This window comes from Variovorax gossypii (assembly GCF_003965815.1).
In the GTDB taxonomy this organism is placed as follows: domain Bacteria; phylum Pseudomonadota; class Gammaproteobacteria; order Burkholderiales; family Burkholderiaceae_C; genus Variovorax; species Variovorax gossypii.
The window spans coordinates 19591-46068 of record NZ_RXOE01000012.1 but is presented as its reverse complement, the minus strand read 5'-3'; the positions used below and the strand labels follow the sequence as shown (position 1 = coordinate 46068).

Annotated in this window: 17 protein-coding genes; 6 read left to right on the top strand and 11 right to left on the bottom strand. The window is 64.8% G+C overall.

Going from position 1 to position 26478, the window contains the following annotated elements:
* Positions 1-11 precede the first annotated feature (11 nt).
* From EJP69_RS29935 to EJP69_RS28580, 9 genes are all read right to left on the bottom strand, one after another.
* Positions 12-8375, bottom strand: coding sequence for a putative Ig domain-containing protein (locus EJP69_RS29935; protein WP_126473745.1), 8364 nt, complete (start codon positions 8373-8375; stop codon positions 12-14).
* A gap of 25 nt (positions 8376-8400) precedes the next feature.
* Positions 8401-8982 (bottom strand): hypothetical protein, encoded by a 582-nt coding sequence (locus EJP69_RS28615; RefSeq protein WP_126473742.1) that lies wholly within the window; start codon positions 8980-8982, stop codon positions 8401-8403.
* Between the two features lie 6 nt (positions 8983-8988).
* A complete protein-coding gene (locus EJP69_RS28610; protein ID WP_126473739.1) occupies positions 8989-10473 on the bottom strand; it encodes an HlyD family type I secretion periplasmic adaptor subunit in 1485 nt (494 codons plus the stop codon).
* Positions 10470-12731, bottom strand: a complete 2262-nt coding sequence (locus EJP69_RS28605) for a type I secretion system permease/ATPase (RefSeq protein ID WP_126473736.1) — start codon at positions 12729-12731, stop codon at positions 10470-10472. Before EJP69_RS28605 ends, EJP69_RS28610 begins: the two co-directional genes overlap by 4 nt.
* Before the next feature lie 578 nt (positions 12732-13309).
* Complete coding sequence (locus EJP69_RS28600; protein WP_126473733.1) at positions 13310-14245, bottom strand: LysR family transcriptional regulator; 936 nt, start codon at positions 14243-14245, stop codon at positions 13310-13312.
* Positions 14246-14298: 53 nt separating this feature from the next.
* Positions 14299-15753: an efflux transporter outer membrane subunit gene (locus tag EJP69_RS28595; RefSeq protein ID WP_170217252.1), complete on the bottom strand. Its 1455-nt coding sequence runs from the start codon at positions 15751-15753 to the stop codon at positions 14299-14301.
* On the bottom strand, positions 15750-16736 hold the full coding sequence (locus EJP69_RS28590; RefSeq protein ID WP_093209892.1) for an HlyD family secretion protein: 987 nt from the start codon (positions 16734-16736) through the stop codon (positions 15750-15752). The genes EJP69_RS28595 and EJP69_RS28590 overlap by 4 nt, the downstream gene beginning before the upstream one ends.
* A gap of 27 nt (positions 16737-16763) precedes the next feature.
* Positions 16764-16970, bottom strand: coding sequence for a DUF1656 domain-containing protein (locus tag EJP69_RS28585; protein WP_126473731.1), 207 nt, complete (start codon positions 16968-16970; stop codon positions 16764-16766).
* On the bottom strand, positions 16967-18985 hold the full coding sequence (locus tag EJP69_RS28580) for an FUSC family protein (protein WP_126473728.1): 2019 nt from the start codon (positions 18983-18985) through the stop codon (positions 16967-16969). Before EJP69_RS28580 ends, EJP69_RS28585 begins: the two co-directional genes overlap by 4 nt.
* 145 nt (positions 18986-19130) lie before the next feature.
* Between EJP69_RS28580 and EJP69_RS28575 the strand changes: the two genes are divergently transcribed.
* Complete coding sequence (locus EJP69_RS28575) at positions 19131-19937, top strand: AraC family transcriptional regulator (RefSeq protein ID WP_206169392.1); 807 nt, start codon at positions 19131-19133, stop codon at positions 19935-19937.
* Between the two features lie 20 nt (positions 19938-19957).
* Here the strand turns inward: EJP69_RS28575 and EJP69_RS28570 are convergent, their stop codons facing one another.
* Together EJP69_RS28570 and EJP69_RS28565 are read right to left on the bottom strand one after the other, a co-directional pair.
* The gene (locus EJP69_RS28570; protein ID WP_126473725.1) at positions 19958-20737 is read right to left on the bottom strand and encodes an SDR family oxidoreductase; all 780 of its coding nucleotides are present in this window, start codon (positions 20735-20737) and stop codon (positions 19958-19960) included.
* Positions 20734-21927 (bottom strand): PrpF domain-containing protein, encoded by a 1194-nt coding sequence (locus EJP69_RS28565; protein ID WP_126473722.1) that lies wholly within the window; start codon positions 21925-21927, stop codon positions 20734-20736. Before EJP69_RS28565 ends, EJP69_RS28570 begins: the two co-directional genes overlap by 4 nt.
* 189 nt (positions 21928-22116) lie before the next feature.
* Between EJP69_RS28565 and EJP69_RS28560 the strand changes: the two genes are divergently transcribed.
* From EJP69_RS28560 to EJP69_RS28540, 5 genes are read left to right on the top strand one after another with little or no spacing between them, the layout of a single operon-like run.
* Complete coding sequence (locus tag EJP69_RS28560) at positions 22117-22473, top strand: Zn-ribbon domain-containing OB-fold protein (RefSeq protein ID WP_126473719.1); 357 nt, start codon at positions 22117-22119, stop codon at positions 22471-22473.
* A 6-nt stretch (positions 22474-22479) separates the two neighbouring features.
* The gene (locus EJP69_RS28555; protein WP_126473716.1) at positions 22480-23616 is read left to right on the top strand and encodes a thiolase family protein; all 1137 of its coding nucleotides are present in this window, start codon (positions 22480-22482) and stop codon (positions 23614-23616) included.
* An 11-nt stretch (positions 23617-23627) separates the two neighbouring features.
* Positions 23628-24407: an SDR family NAD(P)-dependent oxidoreductase gene (locus tag EJP69_RS28550; RefSeq protein ID WP_126473713.1), complete on the top strand. Its 780-nt coding sequence runs from the start codon at positions 23628-23630 to the stop codon at positions 24405-24407.
* A gap of 46 nt (positions 24408-24453) precedes the next feature.
* A complete protein-coding gene (locus EJP69_RS28545; RefSeq protein ID WP_126473710.1) occupies positions 24454-25644 on the top strand; it encodes a CaiB/BaiF CoA transferase family protein in 1191 nt (396 codons plus the stop codon).
* Positions 25645-25653: 9 nt separating this feature from the next.
* A complete protein-coding gene (locus EJP69_RS28540; protein WP_093209875.1) occupies positions 25654-26430 on the top strand; it encodes an enoyl-CoA hydratase/isomerase family protein in 777 nt (258 codons plus the stop codon).
* Positions 26431-26478: the final 48 nt, after the last annotated feature.

Here is a 26478-nt window from a genome sequence, read left to right as displayed (position 1 = left end):
ATCCACCTCTATCACTGCCAGTTGGCAACAATCACGGCGTTCAGGCTGCTTTGGTAGTTCGGCGGCAGCGTAGTCTGCCCCGCCGCCGGCGGAGAGAAGCTCGCCATCGCCTGCACGAGGTTCTGCACGTTGCTGTCGCTCAGCACGCGGCCGTCGCTGGTCCTGAACTGCTCTACGTGGTATTGGCTGCCCAGGTACCAGTTGTTCAAGGTGAACTGATCGGAAGACCCGATCACGCTCACCTCGAGGTTGTTGCCGACCTGGCGGAACCACAGCTGGTCCGTCGCGATGTCGGCGCCGAACAGGGCCACATCGGCATTTCCCGCCGTGGCATCGTTCTCGACGATCGTGTCGCTTCCCTGGCCTCTCCCCATGCGGTAGGTGTCGTTGCCGGCCCCGCCTGTCAGGGTGTCATTGCCTGCACCACCCTCCAGCACGTTGGCAGCTGCGTTGCCTGCGAGGGTGTCATTGAAGGCACTGCCCTCCAGGTTCTCGATGTTCTGCAGCGTATCGCTACCCGAGCCGCCGGTGGCCTGCGCCGTGGTGACGGCCAGACTGACTGTGACAGCGGAGGCCGCGTAGAGATACGAAGCCGTATCCGTTCCCCCCAACCCGTTCAGCGTGTTGTTCCCGGCACCGGCATACAAGATATTGTCGAGCGTGTTGCCGGTGCCGTTGACGGCACCCGTAGCGCTCAAGCGCAGGTTCTCGACATTGGCGGCCAGCGTGTGCGTGAGGGTCGAGATCACCGTGTCGGTGCCCTCGCCCGCCAGTTCGGTCACCACATCGGAGGCGTTGTCGACATAGTAGGTATCGTCTCCGGTCCCTCCCTTCATCGTGTCCGCGCCGGCCAAGCCATCGAGCACGTCATTGCCGGCGTTGCCGGTCAGCGTGTTCGCGGCGCTGTTGCCGGTCAGCACGTTGTCCAGTGCATTCCCGGTGCCGTTGATTGCCGTCGTACCCGTGAGCGTCAGCCTCTCGACATTGGCACCCAGCGTCCACGTCACGCTCGACTCCACGGTATCCGTGCCCTCGCCGGCGTTCTCGTTCACGACGTCTGAAGTCGAGTCCACCACGTAGGTGTCGTCTCCCGTGCCGCCGCTCATCGTGTCGTTGCCGGTACCACCGTTCAGTCTGTCGTTACCTGCGTTGCCGATCAGCGTGTCGTTTCCACCGCTGCCATTGAGGGTGTCGTTGCCCGAGCGGCCAGTCAGCGTTTCGGCCGACGTGGTGCCATTGAGCGTGAGGTTCTGCACCGTCACGGCAATGTTGAACACGTCCTGAACGGCGAGCCCGCCCTGGTCCGTTGCCGTCACCCGCACGCTCAAAGGCTGCAGCGAGCCGATGGGCACCGTGCCGGTGAATCTGCGCGTGCTGGCATTGAAGCTGAGCCACGAAGGCAGCGCCGAACCATCTGCGAGCGTGGCCACATAGCTCAGGCTGTCGCCCGCGTCCGGGTCCGTGAAGGAGCCAGACGGTATGGTGTAGTTGATCGCGGTGCCCTCGGCCACGCTCTGGTCGGCCAATGGCGTGGCGATGACCGGGCTCTGGTTGGGCGGCGTGACGCTCAAGTTGACATAGAAACCCGTGCCGGAGCCGTAGTTGTCGGTGCCCCAGAGCACGAACTGCAGGCTGCCGAGGTTGGCCGATGTCGGCGTCCCGGAGAACGTGCGCGTCTGTGCATCGAAGGACAGCCAGGACGGCAGCGGATCGCCGTTGGGCATGGTCGCGCTGTAGATCACCGAATCCCACGCATCCGGGTCGGTGATGGTGTTGAGCGGCACCACATAGGTGAACAGGGTGCCCTGGCTTGCCCGCAAGGTCGGCAGGTTGCTATTGACGGTCGGCGCATGGTTGTTGTTGGCCCGATCCACCACGGACTGGATCATGGCCTGGTCCCACACCGTGCCGTTGGCGAATTCGATGTGATCGATCTTGTGGTCCATCGTGACGCCGCCGGTTTGCGTGTTGGCGCCGTAGTAGTCGAGGAACGCGATCTGATCGGAGGTTCCCTTGATCTTGAAGAAGATATGGCTTCCCGATTGGAAGGCCAACACATCGTTCTCGCCAATGCCCGCACCGAAGCGCAGCGTGTCGAGCGCATCGAGTGCGTCGGTGTTGTCAATGGTGTCCTGGCCATCGCCTGCGTTGAACACGTAGACATCGTCGCCGGCCCCGCCCGAGAGGAAGTCATTGCCCTGACCGCCCGTGAGCAGGTTGTTGCCGTCGTTGCCCCAAAGGCCGTTGGCCAGGTTGTTGCCCGTGGCATAGAGGTCGTCCGTTCCATCCAGCGCCAACCGCTCGACATTGGCGCCCAGGGTCCAGCTGATGGAGGAACGAACGAAGTCATCGCCTTCGCCCGCGTTCTCGACGATCGTGTCGCCCACATCATCGATCTCGTAGTAGTCGTCCCCGGTGCCACCGATCAGCGTGTCCTGGCCCTCGGAGCCGAACAGCGCGTCGTCCCCGCCGCCGCCGATCAGTGTGTCGTTGCCGCCCAGCCCCAGCAGGTTGTTGTCGGCATCGTTGCCGGTGATGACGTTGTCGAGTTCGTTGCCGTTGCCCCGGTAGACGGTGCCTGCGAGCGTCAGGTTTTCGACGTTGCCTTCAAGCACGTAGGTCGTGTCGAAATTGCGGATGATGGTGTCGATGCCTTCATCCTGATGCTCCGTGACTCGGTTGTCGTACTCGTCGACGATGTAGGTGTCGTTGCCCGCACCGCCCGCCATGACGTCGTCCCCAAGGCCTCCGTCGAGCACGTTGTCGCCTGCATTGCCGATCAGGACGTTGTCGCCGTCGTCCCCCGTGGCATTGATGTTCAACGTGCCGGTCAGCGTCACGTTCTCGATGTTCGCGATCTCCGAGACCGAGAAACTCCTGCCGATCTCCACCGTGTCGTAGCCTTCGCCCTCGAGTTCGACCACGACATCGCCGGCGCTGTCGATCACGTAGGTGTCGTCACCCGCACCGCCCTCCAGGTGGTCTTCGCCCCCGCCCCCGTCCAGCCGGTTTTCGTACTCGTTGCCCACGATGACGTTGTCACCGGCATTCCCGGTGCCGTTGCGGCCATCCTGGCCGACCAGCGTGAGGTTCTCCAGGTCCGTTCCCAACACATAGCTGATCGTGCTCAGGACCGTGTCGGTGCCTCCACCGGCGGCCTCCACGATGACGTCCTGCGCGTTGTCGACCTTGTACACGTCGTCGCCATCTCCACCGTCCAGCGTGTCGACACCACTGCCGCCGTCAAGGACGTCGTTGCCCGCGCCGCCCACAAGAGTGTCATTGCCGCCTTCGCCACGGAGCGTGTTGTCGAGCGCGTTCCCGGTGATGACATTGGCCAGTTCGTTGCCGGCGCCATCCAGGGCATCGGGGCCCACCAGCGTCAGATTCTCGACATTGCTCCAGAGCGTATGGCTCACGGTGGCGAACACCGAATCGGTGCCGCTTGCGAACGCTTCGTTGACCTGGTCTCCGACATCGTCCACGCGGTACTCATCGTCCCCGGTAAAACCGGCCATCAGATCAGCGCCTTCGCCGCCGTCCAGCAGGTCGTTGCCCGCGCCGCCATCGATGGTGTCGTTGCCCGCCATGCCCAGCAGCGTGCTGCCGAGGACGCTGTTGCCCACGATGGTGTTGTCCGCGGCGTTGCCAGTGGCGTGCGTGGCCAGGGAGCCCTGGACGATGCGCAGGTCTTCGATGTTCTCGGCCAGTACATAGTCGATGCTGGTGAAGATGGCATCGCGGCCCTCTCCTTGTGCCTCGCTGACGGTGTCGCCGGCATCGTCGACGTGGTACTCGTCATCGCCCGCGCCGCCGACCATGGCGTCTGCCCCCAGACCTCCGTCGAGGCGATCGGCACCCTCGCCCCCGTTCAACTGGTCGGCGCCAGCGCCTCCGAGCAGCACGTCATCTCCTGTGCCGCCCTCCAGCGCATCGTCGCCCGTGCCACCGCTCAGGCTGTCGTTGCCGTCGCCGCCATTCAGGATATCGATGCCATCTTCGCCCAGCAGTTCGTCGTTGCCAGCTGCGCCAAGGAGTGTGTCATCACCGCTTCCGCCGATCAGGCTGTCGTCGTCCGAGCCGCCATCCAGCAGATCGTCGCCGACACCGCCCTCCAAGCGGTCCTTTCCTGCATCGCCGTAGAGCTGGTCGTTGCCACCCGCGCCGAGAACGATGTCGTCGCCGTCACCGCCGCGGCCGATGTCATTGCCCTCGCCAAGATCGAGGGAATCATTGCCGCCCCGGCCGTCGACCACATCGTCCCCGGCCAGGGCGTGGATGACCTCTCGGCCTGAAGTACCGCGCACCGTGTCTGCGAACTCGGTCGTCGGGATATCGACAGGCACGGCATCGAGCAGTTGCGCGATGGACATCGTCACGCCGTCGGAGAACCTGATTTCCTGAACGGGCGAGGTCCCAGCCAGATCGTCGTAGTCGACACCGTCGAGATGGATCTCGGTGGTGCCCGTGGCATCGCCGATCACTAGTGAGCCAAGCGAGAGTCGGACCAGCCCGAAATTGAATCCCCCTTCAAGAACCAGCACGTTGTGCGAACCGTCATCCACATCAGAAATGCGTTTCGCACCACTGCCCAACGCAACGTAGAAGAAGTCAGCGCCCTCCCCTCCGTCGAGAAAGTCATTGCCGGCGCCGGATCGGATGAAGTCGTCGCCATTTCCACCCAGCAAGACGTCGTCTCCTTCGCCGCCCCACAAGTAGTCGTTGCCATCGTCGCCAGACAGGTAGTTCTTCCCAGCACCACCGAGAAGTGTGTCGTTGCCGTCCCCGCCGTATAGATAGTCGTCGCCTGTAAGCGTAGTGGTGGAGAACGAGCTCTGCTGATCCTCTCCAGACAGAAAGTCATCACCCGCGCCGCCAATCAGGACATCGTTGCCTCCACCACCGAAGAGCGTGTCATTGCCATCCCCGCCATCGAGGTGATCTTGGCCGTGATACTGGGCGGCAACCTCCGAGAGCTGCCCATCGCCAAGGAGTACGTCGTCGCCAGCGCCGCCGGTCAGGATATCGTCCTTGCCTAGGCCGAACAGCCGATCATTGCCGTCTCCGCCGTCGAGCGTGTCGTTCCCATGGAACTCTCCGCTCAGTTGCGCTTCGACCAAGTCCCCGACGAGGATATCCGCGCCGTCGCCACCGATGAGCATGTCGTCTTTGCCGCCACCATAAAGCGAATCGTCGTCCCCTCCACCGTCGAGGTAGTCATTGCCGTGTGCCGAGCCAGCCAGCTTTTCACTGCTGTCGTTGTCGCCCCACATCCGGTCTTGGCCCGCACCACCAAACAGGACATCGTCCTTTCCGCCTCCAACCAATTGATCGTCCCCAGCGCCTCCATCGAGATAGTCCTCGCCATGGAAGTCTGACGAGAGATCGGCCTCATTGAAGGAGTCTCCCAAGAGGGAATCGTCACCAGCCCCTCCAATCAGCGTATCGTTCGAGCCACCTCCGGTCAGTTGATCTGCACCATCACCGCCATCGAGATAGTCCGCGCCGTGGAATGCGCCACCGAGCTGAGCCTCGTCGTCGTCGCCCAACATGACGTCGGCACCAAGACCACCCAAGAGGGTGTCGTTGCCTCCACCACCGATCAGTTGGTCCTCGCCATCTTCGCCATCGAGGTAGTCGTCGCCATGAAACTCCCCAGCCAGCTTTTGATCGGAGTCGTGATCACCCCAGAGGTTGTCGTTACCGCTGCCGCCGTACAGCGTGTCGTCATTGCCACCTCCGACCAATTGATCGTCGCCGTCTTCGCCATCTAGGTAGTCGGCCCCGTGGTACTGCCCACCCAACTCATCTTCATCACGAGAGTCGCCCCAGAGCAGATCCGCACCGATCCCACCATACAGGACGTCATTTGCGCCGCCGCCGTTGAGGTTGTCATCACCGGCACCGCCGTCGAGAAAGTCATCGCCGTGCTCCGCTTCAGCAAGGGTCTGGTAGTAACCCGCATCCTTGATTCCATCGCCCTCGAGACCGTCATTGCCGTCCCCTCCCAAGAGGACGTCATTGCCACCATGGCCCCAGAGAACGTCGTCGCCCGTGCCCCCCTCAATGCGGTCATTCCCACGGCCAGCGATGACGAGATCGTCACCAGCACCACCATCGACAACGTCGCCGGCCGTATCCATGGAGGTCGATCCCCCACCCTCGATGGTGCGGCCACCACTTCCTACCTGGTAGACGCCCCAGTTGCTGCCTTGGATCCACGCGGTGGTGCCGGCCGGCGGCGCCCAGGAGTCATCCGGCTGTCGCGCGCTCACACTGAGGCCGGTTGCACTCAGGATGACATCCTTTCCTTCACCGCCACGAAGGATGTCGCTTCCGGAACCACCTGCGATCAGGTCATCGCCTGCTCCGCCATCGATCTCGTCGTCACCACCGCCACCCGACAAGGCGTCATTGCCACCAAGGCCATTGATCCTCTCTTTGCCACCGCCGCCATAGATAACATCATTGAAGTCCTCCTCCTCGACACCGCCGACAAGGGTGCCGTCGGATGCCCAGTGCGTTCCGCTCCAGTCGTAAGTATTGAATCTTGGATCACCCACATGGACGTCGAAATTGGTTTCGATGCCGTTGATGAGCGCGCGCTGGTCGCCGTTGTAGGTCTGCACCGCCTCATCGGAATCCTGCAGGCTGATGTCCCATTCGTTGGATTCCGTCGACCCAGTTTGGCGGATATAGGTAGCACTCAGCTTGGCAGTCCCATCGTCTTCGACGTCACCCACCTGAATCAGAGCTACTCGAATTTGGGTCTGCCCCTCAGCAAGAATGATCTCTGCGCCATCCGCAGGTACGATGTCATCGCCGAGCACGACTTGAAATTTGTCCGTCAAGTCAGATAGCGATAGTCTGATCACTTCACCCGCCTTGGCAGGAAGATCAAGGTAGATCGTGAAGCTTCGCCCTGCCCCCTCCCCGACGTTTGTCAGTCCCGTAAGAGATGCGACATTGAAGTCTCGGTCTTCAAATGGATTGGCGCCACTGCCCTCACGGATGGCTACGCGTGTATTGCTGCCAAGCTTTATTCCAAGGTAGCCCTCATTTTGAGCTGCGGCAAAGTCGAAGTTGTCGATCCGTACTGTCGCAGTGTTACTGGTGTCGCGTGCCTTCTTGATCAGCAGCGAGTATCCGGTCGTGGACTCGCTGCTTTCATATAGCGTGTAGCTGTAATCCTCGCCACCGATCTTTGCAAACCATACATTTCGCCAGCCACTTCCTTGTCCGATCATCTCGCCGCTGGCGCTGATCGCAGTCCCATTGATCTTGATGATCCCCCTTCCATCACTGTCGATGATGGCGTCCTTGCCAAAGATCCCTTCGAAAACGTAGGTATCGACTCCCTCGCCGCCGAACAGCATGTCGTTGTCCGCTCCGCCCTCCAAGGTGTCGTTGCCAGCAAGGCCAACGAGCAAGTCTCCGCCGCGCCCGCCTTTTAGGACGTTATCCAACTCGTTTCCGATGATCTCGTCGTTTCCGCTACCCCCAATGGCATTCTCTATTTTTGTGTCGAAAGCAATGCCGACGTTGTCTGTCAGTCCGCCCACAGAGCTCAAGGAACCAGCCTGCAGACGGAGCACCACACGTGAGCTCGGGTCGGTGTAGGCGGATGCATCCAGCGTATCGGTGCCTCCCGAATCCCAGATATCGCGTCTCTGCCCTTGAAATATTTCCTTGAGCTGCAGGCCCGCCAGTCCTTCCGCGGCCAATGGATTGAACTTGTAGACCGAGTCTCCCGATTCAGAAGCTGTGTTTGGCCCTCCAAAAATTGCCCTGAGCGCAGCAATGTCGTAGGCCAAGGGTGTGATCGGCTCCGATGAACTCGACAGTGGAGCACTTTCATAAGACATCACGCTACCGCTGCGCGTGATCGAGGAGTCCGTTATTGCGTCTGGGTAGTCCTGAGTCCCGAATGGATGCTTCAGACCCAGGGCATGCAATATTTCGTGGACGAGAGCATAGAAAGAATAGCTCCCCAGCTCGGTTCCCGTCGTGCCGGTCACTGGAGTATTCGACATCAACACATCGTTGATTCTCGGTTTATCGGCGTAAGGTGCGACTCGGTAGTTGATTGCGCCATACGATGGCAGCGTGGTGTTTCCGAACCGGATGTCGGAGGTAGCTCCTGCAGTTGCCAGCACGAACTTGACGTTCGTGATGGTCTCGATGATGTCGAAGATCTTTCGAACTGCCTGCTGCTGAGCCGTTGAAAACGCCGTGAATCCATTCAGATACTTCGCGGTATCGTCAGCCGAATATCCGGTGGGCACCGCAGCCATGAAGGAGTAGGTAATAGTCCTTCCGGTGCCATACGGTTGCCACTTTGCATCGATAACTGCTGCACCAACTGAATCTGCCATTTCGCTGTCCTCAATGGTTGATAAGTTACTTCTTGCGATTTGCAATCGCTCTCAGAACAAGAGGCTCCTCTACCAACGACAGTGCATGCGTCTTTGATTGATAGAGTCGGTATGTGCGTTTGTCTGCGTCTACGAGTACGCCTCCATCTGTGAGAAATATCATCTTTCTCCCTCGATATTTGAGATGGTCCTCTCGCGGGATTGCAGCGGAGATACGGATGGACTCCTTTCTCTGCAACTTCCTCTCAGGCCGATCTTTCAGAACTCGAACGACGTTCACGATGACATCGATAGCGCGATTTCCCATTTGATTGTCACCATCGAAATCGCGGCCATACTCCTCGGGTAGAACGGTCAAACTGAGCCCTCTGAACTTGACGGTCCTGATCTCGCCGATCAGGATGACCTCGGATGCCTCAACGTAGTCTTCCAAGGTCAGCGCCGGCGGAGGAGGTGGAACTGTCGCGTTCCCTACCGATAGGCTTCCCCATAGACCGAGCCCCAGAAAGCACATCGCTGCACGGCGGTTTGTCTTTCCCTCTCGCGAGTCGAGGTGCTCCCAATCCCATCCATGCGATCTGTTGGGACAGGTATCTTTGAAGTTCATGGATGTCTACCTTTCTCTCAAACTTTCACTCGTCGCTCGCTGAACCGGACTGAGCAGGAACTCGATGATTCGCCGCTTGCCCGTCTTGATCTCCGCCGTCAGGTTCATCCCCGGGCTGAGCTTGATCGGCCTGCCGTCCACGTCGATGGTTGTGGAGTTCAGGCTGAGCGTCACAGGGAAGATCGCCCCGCGCTTCTCGTCATTCACGGCATCGGCCGTCACCGTCTTCACGGTCGCGTTCACCGTCCCGTAGCGCGTGTACGGGAACGTCTCCAGCTTGATCGCCGCTTCCTGCGTCGGACTCACGAAGCCGATGTCCTTGTTCTCCAGCGTCACCTCGGCCGTCACCTGCGCCCCGTCGGGCACGATCACCATCAGCGGCTGCGCTTCCGTGACCACGCCGCCTTCGGTGTGCGCGGCGAGCTGCTGTACGGTGCCCGCCACTGGGGCCTTCAACGTGGTGAGCCGCTCTCGCTGACCGGCCTTGGCCAGGTCCTGCGTGCCTTGCTGGCGCTTGAGTTCGGCTGCGGCCTCCCGCGTCCTCAGGCTGTGCTTCGTCTCCGCGATGTAGGCGGCCCTTGTGTTCTCGCTCTCTCTCAGCGTGGCGTTGGCTTCAGCCAGTCTGGCTCGTTGCGTTGCAAGGTCCCGCTCCATCTCGATGCGCTCGCGCGTGCGGTCCTGGTTCGCGTGGCTCGACATGAAGCCCTGGTCGGCCAGCTGGCGGAAGTCGGCTTCTCTTTGTCTTGCGATGGGAAGCGTCGTCTCCAGCTTGGTGACCACCTCGCGCGCGGTCGCGATCTCGGCCTGACGCCGGTTGATCTCCGCCGCCGCCTTGGCCAGCTTTGCCGTGATGTCGCTCCATTCGTCATTGAGCTCCGCGCGGGCTGAACTGAGGTCTTCGTCGGTCCAGCCTGCCGGAGTGGCCTTGCCCAGATCCGGCGCAGGTGCCTCGGCGGCGTTGGGAGTAGCAGTCAGGGCCTTCAAGAGCGCCCGGGTGCGCATGACTTCGGACTGCGCCGCCTTCAGCAGCTCATTGACGTTCGTCCTGTCGGCCGTGGCCATGGTGGGGTCAAGCTCGACCAAAGACTGGCCTGCCTCCACATGGTCTCCATCCCTCACCAGCACCCGCTTGACCACGCTCACCTCCAGCGGCTGGATGATCTTGGTGCGCTCGCTCACGATGATCTTGCCGGGCGCCACCGCCACGATGTCCACTTGCCCGAAGATGGACCAGGCCAGCGCGATGAGGAACAGCACGATCAGCGCGTAGGCCAGTCGCCTGGGCGCGGGGTGCACGGGGGTGTCCTGCAGGCTGAGTGCTGCGGGCAGGAAGGCGGCCTCATCAGTCAGCCGCTTCGGGCCGGCCAGCTCGTGGCGATGCTTCCAGGCCGCCTTGAAGACCGCACCGTAGCGCCCCAGCAGTTCAAACGCTGGATGGCGAACGCTGGGTGCATTGGCTGCAGGAGCCGTTGTAGATACTTCAGGCGTCATGCAGGAGCTCCCGCACCCTTGGCGCTGTTGCTGCCTTCTGTCTCCGTCGGATGCCCACCGCCCTGCATGTTCCACAGGTGCGCATAGATGCCCTTGGGCCGGGCTAGCAGGCTCTCGTGCGTACCGCCTTCGACAATCCTGCCCTTGTCCATCACTATGATGCGGTTCGCATGCCGCACCGCGCTCAGGCGGTGGGCGATGATGAAGACCGTTCGCCCCTTGCAGATGTGCGCCATGTTGCGCTGCACGATGGCCTCGCTCTCGTAGTCCAGCGCGCTGGTCGCCTCGTCGAAGATCAGGATGCGCGGATGGGTGAACAGAGCCCGGGCAATGGCGATGCGCTGGCGCTGCCCGCCCGAGAGGCTCGCACCCTGCTCGCCGACCATGGTGTCGTAGCCCTCGGGCAGCTCGCTGATGAACTCATGAGCCCCGGCCAGCTGTGCCGCCTGGATCACCGCATCCAGCGGCGCCGCCGGATCGACGATAGCGATGTTCTCGCGCACGCTGCGGTTGAAAAGGGTGTTCTCCTGCAGCACCACGCCCACCTGTCTTCTGAGCTGCGCCGCATCGATCAGGCTGATGTCGATGCCATCGACCAGCAAGCGCCCTTGCTCGGGGGTGTACAGGCGCTGGACGAGCTTGGTCAGCGTGCTCTTGCCGGAACCCGAGCGCCCGACGATGCCGATGACCTCGCCGGGGCGCACGTCGAGGCTGACGCCATTGAGCACAGGTGCTGCCTCGGGGCGATAGCGGAAAGTGAGGTTGTCCAGCGTCACGCGGCCCTTGAGGGCCGGGAGCTGGGCGGCAGTGCTCGGTGGCACCTCGGTGCGGGTATTGAGGATGTCCCCGAGCCGGGCCATGGAGATGCCGGTCTGCTGGAAGTCGGTCCACAGCTGGGCCATGCGCATGATGGGCTGCGACACGCGCTGGGCGAACATGTTGAAGGCGACGAACTGGCCGACGGTCAGGTCGTTGTTCATCACAAGGTGCGCGCCGTACCAGAGCGTGGCAGCGTTGACGAGCTTGCCGATGAGGTTGACGCCTTCGTGCGCCCAGCTCGCGAGGTTCTGGGTCCGGAAGCTGGCCGAGACGTAGGCTGCGAGCTGGTTGTCCCAGCGCCGGGCGAAGGCGGGCTCGAGCGCGGTGGCCTTGACGGTCTGCACGGCGCTGACGGTCTCCACCAGCATCGCCTGGTTCTCCGCGCCGCGCGCGAACTTCTCGTCCAGGCGCCGGCGTAGGACGGGCACCACGGCCAGGCTCAGCCCGAAGTACAGCGGCATGCTCGCCAGCACGATCAAGGTGAGGGGCACGCTGTAGAACAGCATGACGGCCACGAAGACGATGGAGAAGACGACGTCCAGCAGCACCGTCAAGGCGTTGCCGGTCAGGAAGCTGCGGATGTTCTCGAGTTCGCGCACGCGGGCGACGGAATCGCCGACGCGCCGGGCCTGGAAGTAGGCCAGGGGTAGTTGCACGAGGTGGCGGAACAGGCGTGCGCCGAGCTCGACGTCGATGCGGTTCGTGGTGTGGCTGAAGACGTAGCTGCGCAGGCCATTGAGCAGCGATTCGAAGACGACGACGACCAGCAAGCCGATGACGAGCACATCCAGCGTGGTGAGCCCGCGGTGCACGAGCACCTTGTCCATGACGACCTGGAAGAAGAGAGGACTGACCAGCGCGAAGAGTTGCAGGATGAAGGAGATGAAGAGCACTTCGCCCAGCAGCTTCCTGTGCTTGACGAGGCTGGGGATGAACCAGGAGAAGTCGAACCTGGCGAGTTCGCCTGCGAGGCTTGCGCGGCTGGTGATGAGGATGAGTTCACCTGTCCAGTGCGAGGCGAAGACTTCCAGGGGTTCGATGACCGGGCGGCCGTTTGAGGAGGAAGGGTCTTGCAGGAGAACACGCTGGGCGTCGCACTGGGCGAGGATGACGAAGCGTTCCTGGCCGGATTCATCGCGCAAGACTGCCAGGGCTGGCAGCGGCGTCAGCGACAGACGGTCAAGGGTGGTGCGCGAGGACTTGGCCTTCAGCCCCAGGTGCTTGGCTGCGCGCAGCAGCGTGGCGGTGTCGACGCTCTCAGACGATACGAGGCCCAACTGGTGCGACAGCAGCGAGGCATCGGCTGCGATCTGATGGAAGCGGGCGAGGGTGCACAGCGCGACGAGAGACGGGTTTGCAGCACCCCCTGCATCAGGTGCTTCTTGCGGCCGCGCCCCTTCCTCCCCCTGCGGCTGTACAGCCGCCTCCAGCACTCCCATTTGGGATCCCTCGAGTGTTCTTTTGAAACATCAAGATACCTGAGTAGGAACTGACTGACAATCGCAATATCGCGACATACTTTTAGGCTACATCGAGCAGGCACACAGCGATGCGCTGGCCCAAGTAGGAGGGAACTGCATCCATGTTTCTAAAGAACACCGGCGGCGCCTACGAGCCAGCATTTTTTATCATCCGCATCGATGCCGACCAGGCGCCTGAAGATCTGCTGGCTCAGAACGAATCGACGTTCATCCACGAATACCTTCACCTCCTGCAGGACTTGGTCTTGCCGTATTGCATGCGGGAAACATCGCCCGCCTCGAGACTTTTCTCTTGCAGATCAAGAATGCGAGGCTCCTGGGCGAATTGCGTCTGCCGAGCTCGTACTCGGATGCGAGCGTGGCACTGGTGAAGCGAATCGGCGAGGCCACCTGGGGGCAAGCTCGTCGCATGACGACGTCGCCGAGATCAACCGCATTGAGCTGATTGAAGAGTCGGTCGAGGGTCAGGACTACAAGCTTCAGAAGTACCTCCTGTCTGCACGAGGCGTGCATGACTATCACTTTGGCGCCTTACCTCATGCAGGAGGTGCAGGTGCAGCACCTGTCAAGACCGCAAGGGAAGGCACGCTGTCCCGCATACGAACTTCCAGCATCGCGAGCAGTGCGCGCAGCGCGGCGCTGTTCTGGCGGCGCTGTGCGTAGGCTGCATAGAGCCAGATGTCGCCGGGCATGAAGTCCTGAAGAACCGGCACCAGATGGGCGCCTTCCACGTATGGTTGCGCGAGCAGCTCGGGAACACATACCGCACCAATGTCCGCCAGCGCTGCGCCGATCAACGCACTCGCATCGTTGGCGTCCATGCGTCCCCGAACGGGGACGTTATAGGGCCGACCGTCCACCTCAAACGCAATCTGTGGCGGCCCGGGCACGACCGAGTAGGCGAGGACATCGTGCTTTCGCATGTCATCGGGATGTACCGGAATGCCGCGCCGCGCCCAGTAGCGCGGTGTGGCGCAAAGGGTCAGTCCCATCCGGCGCAGGCGCCGTACGATCAGGTTCTCGTCGCCGATCCGCCCGAACCGCAAGGCCATGTCCACCCCCTCTTCGACCAGGTCGATCACGCGGTTGCTCAGCTTCAGGTCCACCAGCACGTCGGGATGGCTTGTGAGGAAGTCCCCCAGCAGACGCGGAAACGCGGTCTGAACCATCCCGTGCGGCGCCGTGATCAGCAAGCGGCCGCTCGGGTGCGAGCCCCGTGCCTGCAGTTCGCTCGTGGTCTGCTCGATCATCTCCATCAGCGGCGCACATCGCGCCTGCAGCAAGCGGCCTGCGTCCGTGAGGGAGACCGAACGCGTCGAACGGTTGAGCAACCGCACGTTGAAGCGAGCCTCCAGCGCCGCGACGTGCTTGCTCACGCTGGCCTTCGAGATGCCGAGCCTGCCCGCTGCGCGCGAGAAACTGCCCTGGAAGGCGACTTCTGCAAAGGTCCTGAGGAGCTCGAATCCGTCCATCTTTCATCCTGTCACTCGCGAAGTGGCCCATTGCAGATGACTGCCCTTCGCCCTCACGGGGGCGACGCAGTGGAACCGCTCTCCCATCCGCCCCCCAGGGCCATGAATACCCCGACTTGGTACTCCGCCAACCGGGCGTCGGACTCAGCCAGCGCGGCTTCGTGCGAGGCCAGGGTGCGTTGGGCGTCCAGCGCATCGAACTGGCCAACCTTTCCGCTGATCAGCAGCGCCCGCGCCTGATCGGCCACGGTCAGGCTCTGGTCGCGTGCGGCAGCGAGCGCCGCATGGCGGTCGAGCTCCCGGGCATAGGCATCCAACGCGGCTTCGGCTTCTCGCAGCGCATTCAGCACGATGCCTTCGAATCGCGCGAGCGCGCCGCGAGCGGTTGCTTCAGCCTGGGTGATGCGCGCTCGCGCGACACCCGTGTTGGGAAAGGACCAGCTGATCAGCGGCCCCACGCTGTAGCTGAAAGTCTCTCGGTTGGCGAACCGTTCGACAAAGCCGGCGGACGCCGATGAGAGGCCCAGCGTCACCTTGGGATAGAGATCGCCCGTCGCGACACCGATTCGCGCCGTCGCGGAGGCCAGGCTTCGCTCGGCCTGCCGCACGTCGGGGCGCCGGGCGAGCAGCGCAGCGCCGTCGCCCACGGGCAGCAGTCCGGCCACGCGTGGAGGCTGCTCGCAATGGCTGATGGCTTCCGGAAAGTCGCGCGGCGGCGCGCCCGTGAGCGTGGCGAGCCGGTACAACGCCTGTTGGCGCCGGGCTTGCAGCGGGGGGATGGCGGCGCGCAGGATTTCGAGCTGCGCGCGCGCACGCGCGGTATCCATGGTGCTCGCCTTGCCCGCGCGCTGCAGCCGCTGAGCAAGGCCGAGCGCCTCTTCCTGCAAGCGCACCGACGCCCGCGCCACGCGCAACTGCAGACCGCTGGAACACACCGCGGCATACGTCTGCGCCGTCCCGCCGGCAACGCTCACGCGCACCAGGTCCACCGCGGCGCCTGCAGCGCCGGCATCCGCTTCGGCGGCTTCGACGGCGCGGCGCAACTGGCCAAAGAGATCCAATTGATAGGACACGGCCATGCCCATGCTGTAGTTGTGCCGGCTCGGTGGCACATGGTCGGGTTGCAGCACCGACAAGCCCGAGACGTGGCCGAAGCTCGGGCCGCCCTGGAGAGTGACCGATGGCTGTTCGCTCCCGTGCGCCTCGGCCTCGAGGGCCACGGCACGCTCGAAGGTGGCCAGGGCTTGCCGCAGATCGGTGTTATGCGCCAGGGCCTGGGCGATCAGGCCGTCGAGCTGCGGGTCGTCGAAAAGGCGCCACCAGTGCACAGGCATCGTTGCGTCCGATGCGGCCGCGCCGCCGGAGAGGAACGGCCCGGCCGAAGCAGACTGCGCTGCGGTGAGCGCGGCCGGAGCGACGTAGTCGGGGCCGACGGGACCATGGGCACAGCCAGCCAGCAGCGCACATACGGCAGCGGTTGCGAGAGCGAGGACGCGAGGCGGCTTCATGAGCGCGGCTCCTGAACGCGAGCCGCGGCGGCGGCAGAAGCTGCCCGGTCCTCCATCACCTCGACGGAGACGGTCTGCCCGACGACCAGGCGAACATTGGCCGGCAGCGGGTCGAGCTTTACCCGCACCGGAACGCGCTGCGCGAGCCTGACCCAGTTGAACGTCGGATTCACGCTGGGCAGCAGGTTGGCACCGGTGCTGCGGTCGCGGTCGCCGATGCCTGCAGAGATGCTCTCTACCTCGCCTTCAAGGGCGGGCGCGTCCATGGGGGTCACACGCACCCGGTCGCCCAACCGGATGCGCGCCAGCTTGTTTTCCTCGAAGTAACCCTCGACGTAGATCGAATCGTCAGCCACGAGCGCCAATGCGGGGTGGCCTGCCGTCGCATAGGCGCCCTGGCGCAGATCGAGATTGGTGACACGTCCCGCCGCGGGCGCGCGCACTCCTGAGCGCTGCAGGTTCAGGCGCGCCACCTCGAGCGCCACCTGCGCCTGGCGCAGGGCCGTTTCGGCAGCCAGCAGCGCACCTCTGGCCTGCTCGACGCGCAGGCGCGACTGCTCGCGCACCTCCTGCGCGACAAGCCCCTCCAGTTCGTCGTTGCGGCGGCGCTCGCGCTGCGCCTGGGCCAGCGCGACCTGTTGATTGCCGATGACGATCCGCTGGGCGGCGACTGCAGCCTCGGCCTGCTGCAGCGCCAGCGTGAAGCGGGCTGCGTCGATCGAGAAGAGCAACTCGCCCGCCCCGACCGGCTGGTTGTCGCGCACCGCCACGGCGGCCACCATGCCGGAAACATCAGGCGCCACCTGGACGACGTCGGCCCGCACCCGGCCGTTGCGTGTCCAGGGTGCCAGTTCATAGTGGTCCCAGAGTTGCAGAGCTGCCCAGCAGGCGGCCGCAGCGATCAGCGCGGTCAGCAGCATGCGAAAGAGGGAGGGTACCGGGCGCGGCAGCCAGGCGGGAAGACGGACGGATTTGGTATTCATGGTCGAGCAGCGGGACAACGGGTCAGTTCAGGAGGAGATGGCGCCGGTCAGCCGGACCAACGCATAGAGCGACAGGAGATACAGCCCCAGATCGAAGAGCGGTGGATGCCACACCCACCGGTAGACACCGAGCAGCGACAGCAAGCGGCGAATCCACCTGGCGCAAGCCATCGCGCCTCCTGCGAGCAGGAGCAGGCCGGGAACGTAGAGGCCGAAGAAGCTTGTTTCGATCATGGTTGCAGGTCCGAAGGCGCAGAAGGAAAGAGATCCCTGCGCAACCCCACGAGGGCCGAGACAGCGGGCTCGCACGCGGTGCTTGCGAGGCAAAGGGCCAGCAGCCGGTCGATCTGCGGCAACAGCGCGTCGAGCCGCGGCGGCGATTCCGTGGCTCGGGCGAGGAAGGCTCGTTCGAGCGCGGCCAGCAGCTCGCGCACAGGCATTTCGGGCAGCAGGTGGCGATGCTGCTGAAGAGCGCCAATGCTGGCGCCCATACGAATTTCACGCATGGCGAGCTGCGCCGCCTCGCCAGCCTGGTCTGCGGGGCCGCCAGCGGTGCGCGGGACCAGCAGCGCGATGCGGTCCAGCATGCGGCCTGTGAACGCGTCGCGCGCCAGCGCGCGCTTCGGGCGTGCTGCCATCTCGGAAAGATCGCGCCAGGTGGCCCGGTGGATGCGCTGCACGCTCCATTCGCTGCTCACGCTGCGCACGATGGCGGTGGCGCGCGCGGCAATCAGGGCACCGGCGAAGAGGGCCAGATTGCCCTCGAGAAAGCTGACCCAGTCGGCGCTGGCAATGTCGTGCAGGGCCAGCGTGCCGGCCACGCCGAAAAACATGCCCAGTGCCGTGAGGCTGCTTGCCGGACGAGCGAGGTAGCCGCCCACGACCAGGAACAAGGGCGCGATACACAGCACCAGCATGCCGAAGTCGTGCGCCAGCGGCATGACGCCGAGGATGTAAAAGGCAGACACCGGCATCGACCACAGCAAAGCGACCAGGAACTTGTGCATGCCCGGCACGGGATCGTCCATGGTGGCGAAGAAACTGCAGAAGACCGCCGCCGCCATGGCCATCGACGAGCCCGCCCGCCAACCGCTGAATATCCACGCCGCGCATGCGATGCAGGTGGAAAGCACGACCGTGAATGCGGAGCGCAGCGCCAGGCCCCTGTCCACGTGCAGGACGGGTCGCGAAGCCTCTCCTCGCTTCGGAGGCGGCGCGTGGCCGGCCAGCCCGGCGGCGATGTCGACGCGAAGCGCGTTGCACCAGCGCCATCCGGCGACCAGCTCGTCGACATGGGCGGCGACGTCGATATTCAGCGCACGCACCCAGGACGAGTTCCGCCGGTCCGCGCCCTCCGCCCGGGCAGCGGCGCGAACGCCGTCCAAGGCGCCGGGCGGCGCATCGGCATCGAGGCAGGCGCAGCCTTGTGCCATGACTCGGGCGACCGGGTCGGGCACGCCGCCTGTTGCATCGCGCAAGGCTGCGAGCCGGTCCTCCAGGGCCGAAAGCGAAGGCGTCAGTGCCGCAAGGCCGTCGTGCAGGTCGCCCACGGCATGTCGGGTCCAACGCAGGCCGCCGGTATCGAAGGGCACGTGGGTGGCCAGCAGGCGCAACTGGGTGATGTCGGTGGCGATGCGCCGCCTGTCCTGTGCCAGCCGGTTGCCTGTCTCATCGTCGGCACCAGGGCTCATCAGGTCGCCGGCCCATCGGCGTACATCGCCCAATGTGCGGTCGATCAGTCCGAGGAGTGAAGGCGCGAGGCTGGCGGGCAGGACGATGCTGTGCACGAGGCTCGCGCAGACGATGCCCAGCGCGATCTCCTCGGTTCGGGCGACGGCGGTGTCGAACATCGCCGCGGGCGCGTCCACCAGCGGAAAGCCGATCAGTGCCGCCGAGTAGCCTCCGAGCATGAAGGCATAGGAGCGCGCGCTTCGGTCCATCAGCGACAGGTAGAGGCACGAGCCCACCCACAGCGCCAGCGCGAGCGACAGAAGCACGGGCGACCCCGACAGCGACGGGATCAGCACCACGGTGGCCGCGCATCCCAGCACGGTGCCGCACAGGCGGTAGAGCGACTTCGAGCGCACATGGCCCGCCAGGGGATGGGCCACGATGTACGCGGTCATCATGGACCAGAAGGGCCGGGGCAGCCCGAAACGGCTGGACAGGTACAGCGCGAGCATGGCCGCGAAAAAGCTCTTGAGCGAAAAGAGCCACTCCTGCCTGGAGAAACGAGGCCGCGCGATCATGCGGCGCCCCTGGAGATCGGGCTCGAAGGCGTCGATCTGGCCTCAAACTTGTTGCGAATCATTTGCATGCATCGATGCTAGGCATCTGCATGCAAGGCAAGAATCGTAAACTTGGACAAATGATTTCTCTTTTCGGTCATCCCGGATGAACCGTTCCGTCCGTGCGACGTCTCGCGCCAGCCTCGACCTGGACTACGAGCCGTCGGTGCCCGTCATGGCACATCGCGTGGATGTCGAGGAGCGCGAGCGCGAGGTCCCGATTCACGTGCATCGATCGGGCCAGTTGGTGATGGCCCTGCGCGGGGCGGTCTCCTGCGACGTGCCCGGTGCGATGTGGATGGTTCCGCCCCAAGCGGGCGTGTGGATTCCGGGCGGCACGCCGCACAGCAACCACAGCACGGCGAACGCCGTGATCTTCTACCTGTTCGTTGCGCGCGATGCCGCGCCCCTGCCCGCCAGCTGCTGCACCTTGCGCATCAGCCCGATGCTCGGCGAGATGATCCAGTACCTGGCGGAACAACCACCCTCCTACGAGCCCGGCGGGTCGACCGATCGGCTCGCCCATGTGCTGCTGGACCAGCTCTGCGCCATGCCGAAGGAGGAGATTTCCCTGCCCATGCCCGAGGATGCGCGGCTGCGAAAGGTGTCGCGCGCCATGATGCGGGACCCGTCCGACCGCCGTACGCAGAAGGACTGGGCCCACCAGCTGGGCATGAGCGAGCGGACGCTGAACCGGCTGTGCACGGCCTCGACCGGCCTGAGCTTCGGACGCTGGCGACGCCAACTGCACATGATGGTCGCGCTTCGGGAACTGTCCGGAGGAGCGACCGTGCAGCAGGTCGCCTACGACCTCGGCTATGAGTCGCCCTCGGCCTTCATCACGATGTTCAAGAAGGCGTTCGGCAAGCCTCCCGCCACGTACATCAATGACCGGCTGATGGCCGGAGGATGAGGGGCGTCCGCTTCAAGCCTTTACCGGTAGGGGCGCGCGTGGGTCACGCCGCCGTCCACCACCAGGGTGGCACCCATCACGTAGTCTCCCGCGCGCGAGGCCAGGAATATGGCCGCACCTGCGATGTCCTGCGGCGTGCCGATGCGCCGGGCGGGAATGTGCCCCGACAGCGCCTGCCCATGGTCGCGGGCATTGCGGTTCATCTCGGAGGGAAATGCGCCCGGCGCAATGGCGCTGACCGCGATGTTGTCCTGCGCCAGCCGCATCGCCATGCGCCGCGTCAGGTGAACCAGTCCGGCCTTGCTCGCAACGTAGGAGTAGTTCTCCTGTGGGTTGAGCCCGATGCCGTCGGTGGAAGCGATGTTGATGATCTTCCCCACGCGTGCCCTGGCCGCCGCGCGCAGCGGTCCGGCAAGTGCCTTCGTCAGGAAGAAAGGCGTCTTCAGGTTCAGGTCGACCACCTTGTCCCAGCCGCTCTCCGGAAAAGCGTCGAAGTCTTCTCCCCATGCAGCCCCGGCGTTGTTGACCAGGATGTCCAGCGTCGACTCATGGCGGGCGTAGGCGTCGGCCATCGCCTGGCAGCCCGCGACCGTGGACACGTCGTGCGGCAGCGATACGCAGTGGCCCGTGCCCGCGAGTTCCCGCGCGGCCAGGTCGCAGGCCTCGGCCTTGCGCGCGCTGATGTAGACGCGTGCGCCGTGCGCCAGGAACCCCTCGGCGATCATGCGGCCGATGCCTCGCGAGCCACCGGTGATGAGCGCCGTGCGGCCCTGCAGCGAGAAAAGATCCTGGGCACTCATGGCGACCTCACCGCGGTACCCGCACGCACGGACGTGCCTTCTTCTGCGGGCAGCTCGAGACGCGCTCGCCGCACATAGGCCGTTCCGTCGAACAGGCGCCGCGCCGTGCGCGTGAAGTGCACTTCGCGCACCGTCCATTCGTTTTCGCCCGCATGCTCGACATTCGCGAAGATCTTGAGCACCCCGCTCGGATGGCCGATGCGGATGCGCGCCGGACCGGCATGCGTGCCCCGCGCTTCGGCTGGAATGGTTCCCGCGATCTGCGCCGCGACCGAGAGGCAGACCGAGCCGCCACCGGGGAATGCCTTGTGCATGGCGCCACCGTTGAGCACCATGCGCGCGACGAAGTCGATTTCCGATGACTGCACGACGCGGTCGCCGGCAATGGTCCGGTAGTCCTGCGCTTCGCTGATCAGGATCTGGTACGGCGTCAGGATGCCCGACGACGGAAGACTGCAGCGTTCGACGGCCCAGCGCCTCACCTCCTCGGCCATCTCGTAGATCTCGGGGCCGAGCTGGCCCGGCAGTTGCGTGCCGGTGATGCCCAGGTCCGCCGCGCGGATGAACACGCACGCCGTGCCGACATCGACCACCGACACCGGTATTTCGCGGCCGAGCTTCGACACGTGGACCCAATCGCGCGCCTGCCCCGTGGGCAGCAGCTTGCCGGTCGTGGAGCCGCTGGTGTCGGAGTAATCCAGTGCCACCTCAGCACCGGTGCCCGGCACGCCGTCCACTTCGCTGTCGCCCTCCACGCGTGGCTCGCCGTCGGCGCATTGCACGGCCATCCGGAGGATCTTTCCGGTGTTCGTGTTGTGCACCCGAACGGTGGTGACGGGTTCCTGCACCGGAACCAGCTTCTCCTGCAACGCATACACCCCCGTGGCCGACGAAATGTTGCCGCAGACGATCTCGAAGCTGGCCGTGGGCTGGTCGATGCCGATCTGCACGAAGGTGTAGTCGATGTCCGCATCCGGGCGCGACGGCGGCCCGATGATGGCGCACTTGCTCGTCAGGATGTCTGCGCCGCCGAGCCCATCGATCTGCCGCACATCCGGGCTGCCGAACAGGGCCAGCAGGAATCGAAGGCGCGCCTCGGCATCGGCGGGCACGTCCTGCTGCGAGAGGAAAACGGCCTTGCTCGTGCCACCGCGCATCAAGGTGACCGGTACGTTGATTTGTTCTTTCATCGGCCCAGTATGCGGTTGCACCCGGGCCGCCGTCCTTTCAGTTTGGCTGGCCTCTCTTTAGCCTGGCTGCATGCTTCGCATGCTTTAGCGCAGCTAAAGAATGCCGAGCAGAAATCCAATGACCACGAGGAGGTGCGTCTCGATACTTCCTGTCGCTGTGGCCCGCTCCACACGAACAGGAGACACCTTTTGAAGATCATCAAGCGAACGGAATCCCCCTTCCGTGACACCCCCGGCGGCATGGTGCTTGTCGCCACACGCGTGGCCAGCCAGCCACCCCAGTTCCCGCCGATCGAATTCGTTCACGACGACCAGAAGGTCGAGGAGATCGAGCTCGGTCCGACCGGCTCCCTCTACAGCTTCACGATCGTCCACCCCGGCAAGGAGAAGCAGCCCTACGGCCTGGCCATGGTCGACTTCGCGCCTGGCGTTCGTGCGTTCGGGCGGCTGCTGTTCGGCACCGAGGCGCCCGCCATCGGCAGCCGCCTGAGGGTGGTGCCCTTCGCGTTGCCGGACGGCACGCCCGACTATGCCTTCCAGGAGTGATGCGAGATGAACCAACCACTGATCACCGGGGTCGGCATCACGGACTTCGGCCGCTTTCCCGAACTGACCGAAGAGGCCATGGCCCAGGCAGCGATTCTCGATGCCCTGGCCGATGCCGGCACGCAGCTCTCGCAGGTGCAGGCGTTCTACTGCGGCAACGCGCTCGGAGCCATGCTGCCCGGCCAGCGTGCATTGCGCGAGCTGCATGCCGAGGGCGGCGCGGTCTACAACGTGGACAACGCCTGCTCCAGCGGCGCCACTGCGTTGAATCTCGCGCTGCAGGCGCTCAAGGTCGGCCAGTACGACACCGTGGTGGTGTTCGGCATGGACCACCTGAGCAGCCTCGGCGGCGGCCCGCTGCAGCTCAGCCAGAAGGACTGGAACAACCGGCGCGGAATGATCATGCCCGCCCTGTATGCCATGCGCGCCACGCGATACATGCACGACCACGGCCTCACGCTGGAGACGCTGGCGGACATCTCCGTCAAGAATCGAAAGCACGGCGTCCTGAATCCCATCGCCAAGTTCGCCAAGCTGGCGGGCCGCGAGGAGGTTCTGGCGTCCCGTCCGGTGGCCGAGCCGCTCACGCTGCTCCAGTGCTGCCCAGCGGTGGTCGACGGGGCAGCGGCGCTGGTGCTCAGCACCAAGCCTGCCAAGGGCGTTGCAAAGCCGGTCCGTGTCCTGGCATCGGTGGTGCAGTCGGGCCTGTTCGAGACCGCACCGGTCGACATGACCGAGGCCGAGATCACCGCGCGTGCCGCCAGGCTGGCCTATGAACAGGCCGGCATCGGACCGCAGGATCTGAGCCTGCTGGAGGTGCACGACGCGTTCACCATTTCCGAGCTGCTCTACTACGAGGCCCTCGGTCTTTGCAGCCGGGGCGAGGCGGCAAGCCTCCTGCAAAGCGGCGCGACCACGCTGGGCGGGCGCGTGCCGGTCAACCCCAGCGGCGGACTGATCGCCAAGGGACATCCGCCCGGAGCGACGGGCGTCGCGCAGGTCGTGGAGGTCTGCGAGCAGTTGCAAGGCCGCGCCGGCGCACGGCAGGTGCGCGGAGCGCGCATCGGCCTCACGCAGGTGACCGGCGGCGGCATCTGGGGCGTGGACCACGCCGCCTGCTCCATCAACATTCTTTCGCTTTGATTGCAAGCACCATGAACCAGACAAGCACAACCACGCCGGCCTCGCTGCACGGCCTCGTTGCCGTCGTGACCGGTGGCGCCAAGGGCATCGGCCTGGGCATCGCCCGCGAACTCGCGCAGGCCGGATGCCGCATCACGCTGTGGGACTTCGACGAGGCGGCGCTGCAGGCAGCCGAGCAGACCCTTTCGGACGAAGGCTTCGACGTGCGGACCTTCCAGGTCGACGTCAGCTCGGTGGAACAGGTGGAGGCGACCGTGGCCCGGCTTCTCGCGTCTCATGGTCGCATCGACATCCTGGTCAACAACGCAGGCATCGGCGGCGACAAGCTGGTCTCCAAGATGGATCTCGCGTTCTGGACCCGAGTGATCGAGGTCAACCTCCATTCGCAGTTCATCTGCTCCAAGGCGGTTTTGGCACAGATGGCGCAGAACCGGTTCGGCCGCATCATCAACATCGGCTCGCGCGCATGGCTGGGCAACCGCGGCCAGGCGGCCTACTCCGCCTCCAAGGGCGCCGTGGTGAGCCTGACGCGCTCGCTGGCGCTCGAATATGCGCGCAAGGGCATCACCGTGAATGCCATCGCACCCGGCATCGTGGAGACGCCGCTGTTCGAGACGCTGACCGAGGAGGTCCGCCAGGGGCTTCACAAGACCGTGCCGATGGAACGCATCGGCCAGCCGCAGGACATCGGCCGTGCAGTCCGGTTCTTCGCGGAACCCGGCTCCAGCTACGTGACCGGCCAGCTCCTGTACGTCTGCGGCGGGCGCAGCCTCGGCAGCCCCTCGGTATAGCGCGTCGAACTCACGACATGTGCAATCCAACAAGACTGAAGATCGCATGCTCGCCAACGCATTGAGCGGTTTGAAAGTGATCGACTTCACGCAGGTGATGGCCGGTCCGACCTGCACGCTGTGCATGGCCGACCTGGGCGCCGACGTCGTGAAGATCGAAGCGCCTGCCGGCGATCTCTCGCGGGCCCTTTCGCCCTGGGTGCAGGGCGAGGGGGTGGCCTTCATGGCGCTCAATCGCAACAAGCGCAGCGTCGTGCTCGACCTCAAGCACCCCGAGCACCTGCAGGCGGCGCAGGCGCTGGTCGCGCAGGCGGATGTGCTGGTGGAGAGCTTCCGCCCGGGCGTGATGGCGCGCCTCGGGCTGGACTACGCCGCGGTGTCCGCGGGCAATCCGCGGCTCATCTACTGCTCGGTCTCGGCGTATGGCCAGCACGGCGCCAGCAGGGATCTTCCCGGAGTCGACGGCGTGCTCCAGGCCGTGAGCGGCCTGATGAGCGTCACCGGCGCGCGCGACGGGGAACCGTGCAAGGTGCCGGTGCCGGTGGTCGACCTGGTCACGGGGTCGCTGGCAACCATCGCGGTCCTGGCCGCCCTCGCGGACCGGCAACGCACGGGCCTGGGGCAGCACGTCGAAGCCAGCATGTTCGCGAGCGCCATCGCGCTTCAGCACGTGAGCTTCGCGTCCTACTTCGCTGACGCCCAGGTGCCAGGGCCGCAGGGGCATGCCGCGCCGTATTCGACCCCGAACGAGGCCCTGCGCTGCGCCGACGGATGGATCATGGTGGCGGCCTACCACCCCGCACGTTGGCAGGCCCTGTGTGCCGCCACAGGCGCGCCGGAATTGGCCCGCGATCCGCGCTTCGCCGACAACAAGAGCCGCCTCCAGCACCGCGAGACGCTGCTGCGCCTGCTCGAAGCGCGCATGCTCGCGCATCCCCGCGCCTTCTGGCTGGAGAAGTTCGCGGCCGTGGACATCATCTGCGGCCCCATCAACAACTATGCGGAGGTGGCGCAGTCCGCGCCCTTCCTCGAAGCGGCGCTCGCGGAGCAGCTGCAGCATCCGGTCGCCGGGCCGATGACGCTGCCACGCAGCGTGCTCGGCGCGGTCGGCGAGCGGCCCCGGGCGCGACGCCCGGCCCCCACGCTGGGCCAGCACACCCGGGAGGTGCTGGCCGAGCTCGGCATGCCGGCCGCGGCCATCGATTCGGTGATCGCGCCCAGCCCTTCCCAGAACTGAAGCACAACCATGCCCATCGTCAAGACAGTCCAGAACGGCGTCGCCGTCGTCACCCTGAATCGGCCCGAGGCCATGAACTCCATCGACCCGGAGTCGAACGAGCAACTGCTCGCGATCTGGGACGAGGTGTCGAACGACGAGGACATCCGCGTGCTCGTCCTCACGGGTGCAGGCGAGCGCGCCTTCTGCACAGGCGCGGACCTCAAGAAGACCATGCCGCCCGCCGACAGCGCGGCGCGGCAGGTCTTTCGCTGCGGAACCGGGCATTTCAACTTCGGCACGCTGCAGACCGACAAGCCCGTCATCGCCGCCATCAATGGCTACGCCCTGGGCGGCGGGCTGGAGCTGGCCTTGCTGGCGGACATTCGCATCTGCTCCGACAACGCCCGCTTCGGCTTGCCGGAAGTGCGGGTCGGCAGCATCCCGGGCGCCGGCGGCACGCAGCGCCTGATCCGCGCAGTCGGCCAGTCGGACGCGATGTGGATGCTGCTGACCGGTGAACGCATCGATGCCGCGGAGGCGCTGCGGATCGGATTGGTCAGCAAGGTGGTTCCCTTCTCCGAACTGAAGCAGGCAGCCCTGCAGCTCGCAGGCGCGATGGCAGCCAATGCCCCGCTGGCGATGACCGCCGCCAAGCGCCTCGCGATGAACGGACGCGAACTGCCGCTGGCGGGCGGGCTGGCCCTTGAGCGCCAGGCCTTCGGGCTGCTCAGGGACAGCGAAGACCGGCTGGAGGGGCGCCGCGCCTTCGCCGAGAAGCGTCCTCCGGTATTTCGCGGCCGCTGAAATGCCTCGCCCGGAAGACGGATGCGTCTTGCGGGCGAGCCTTCGATC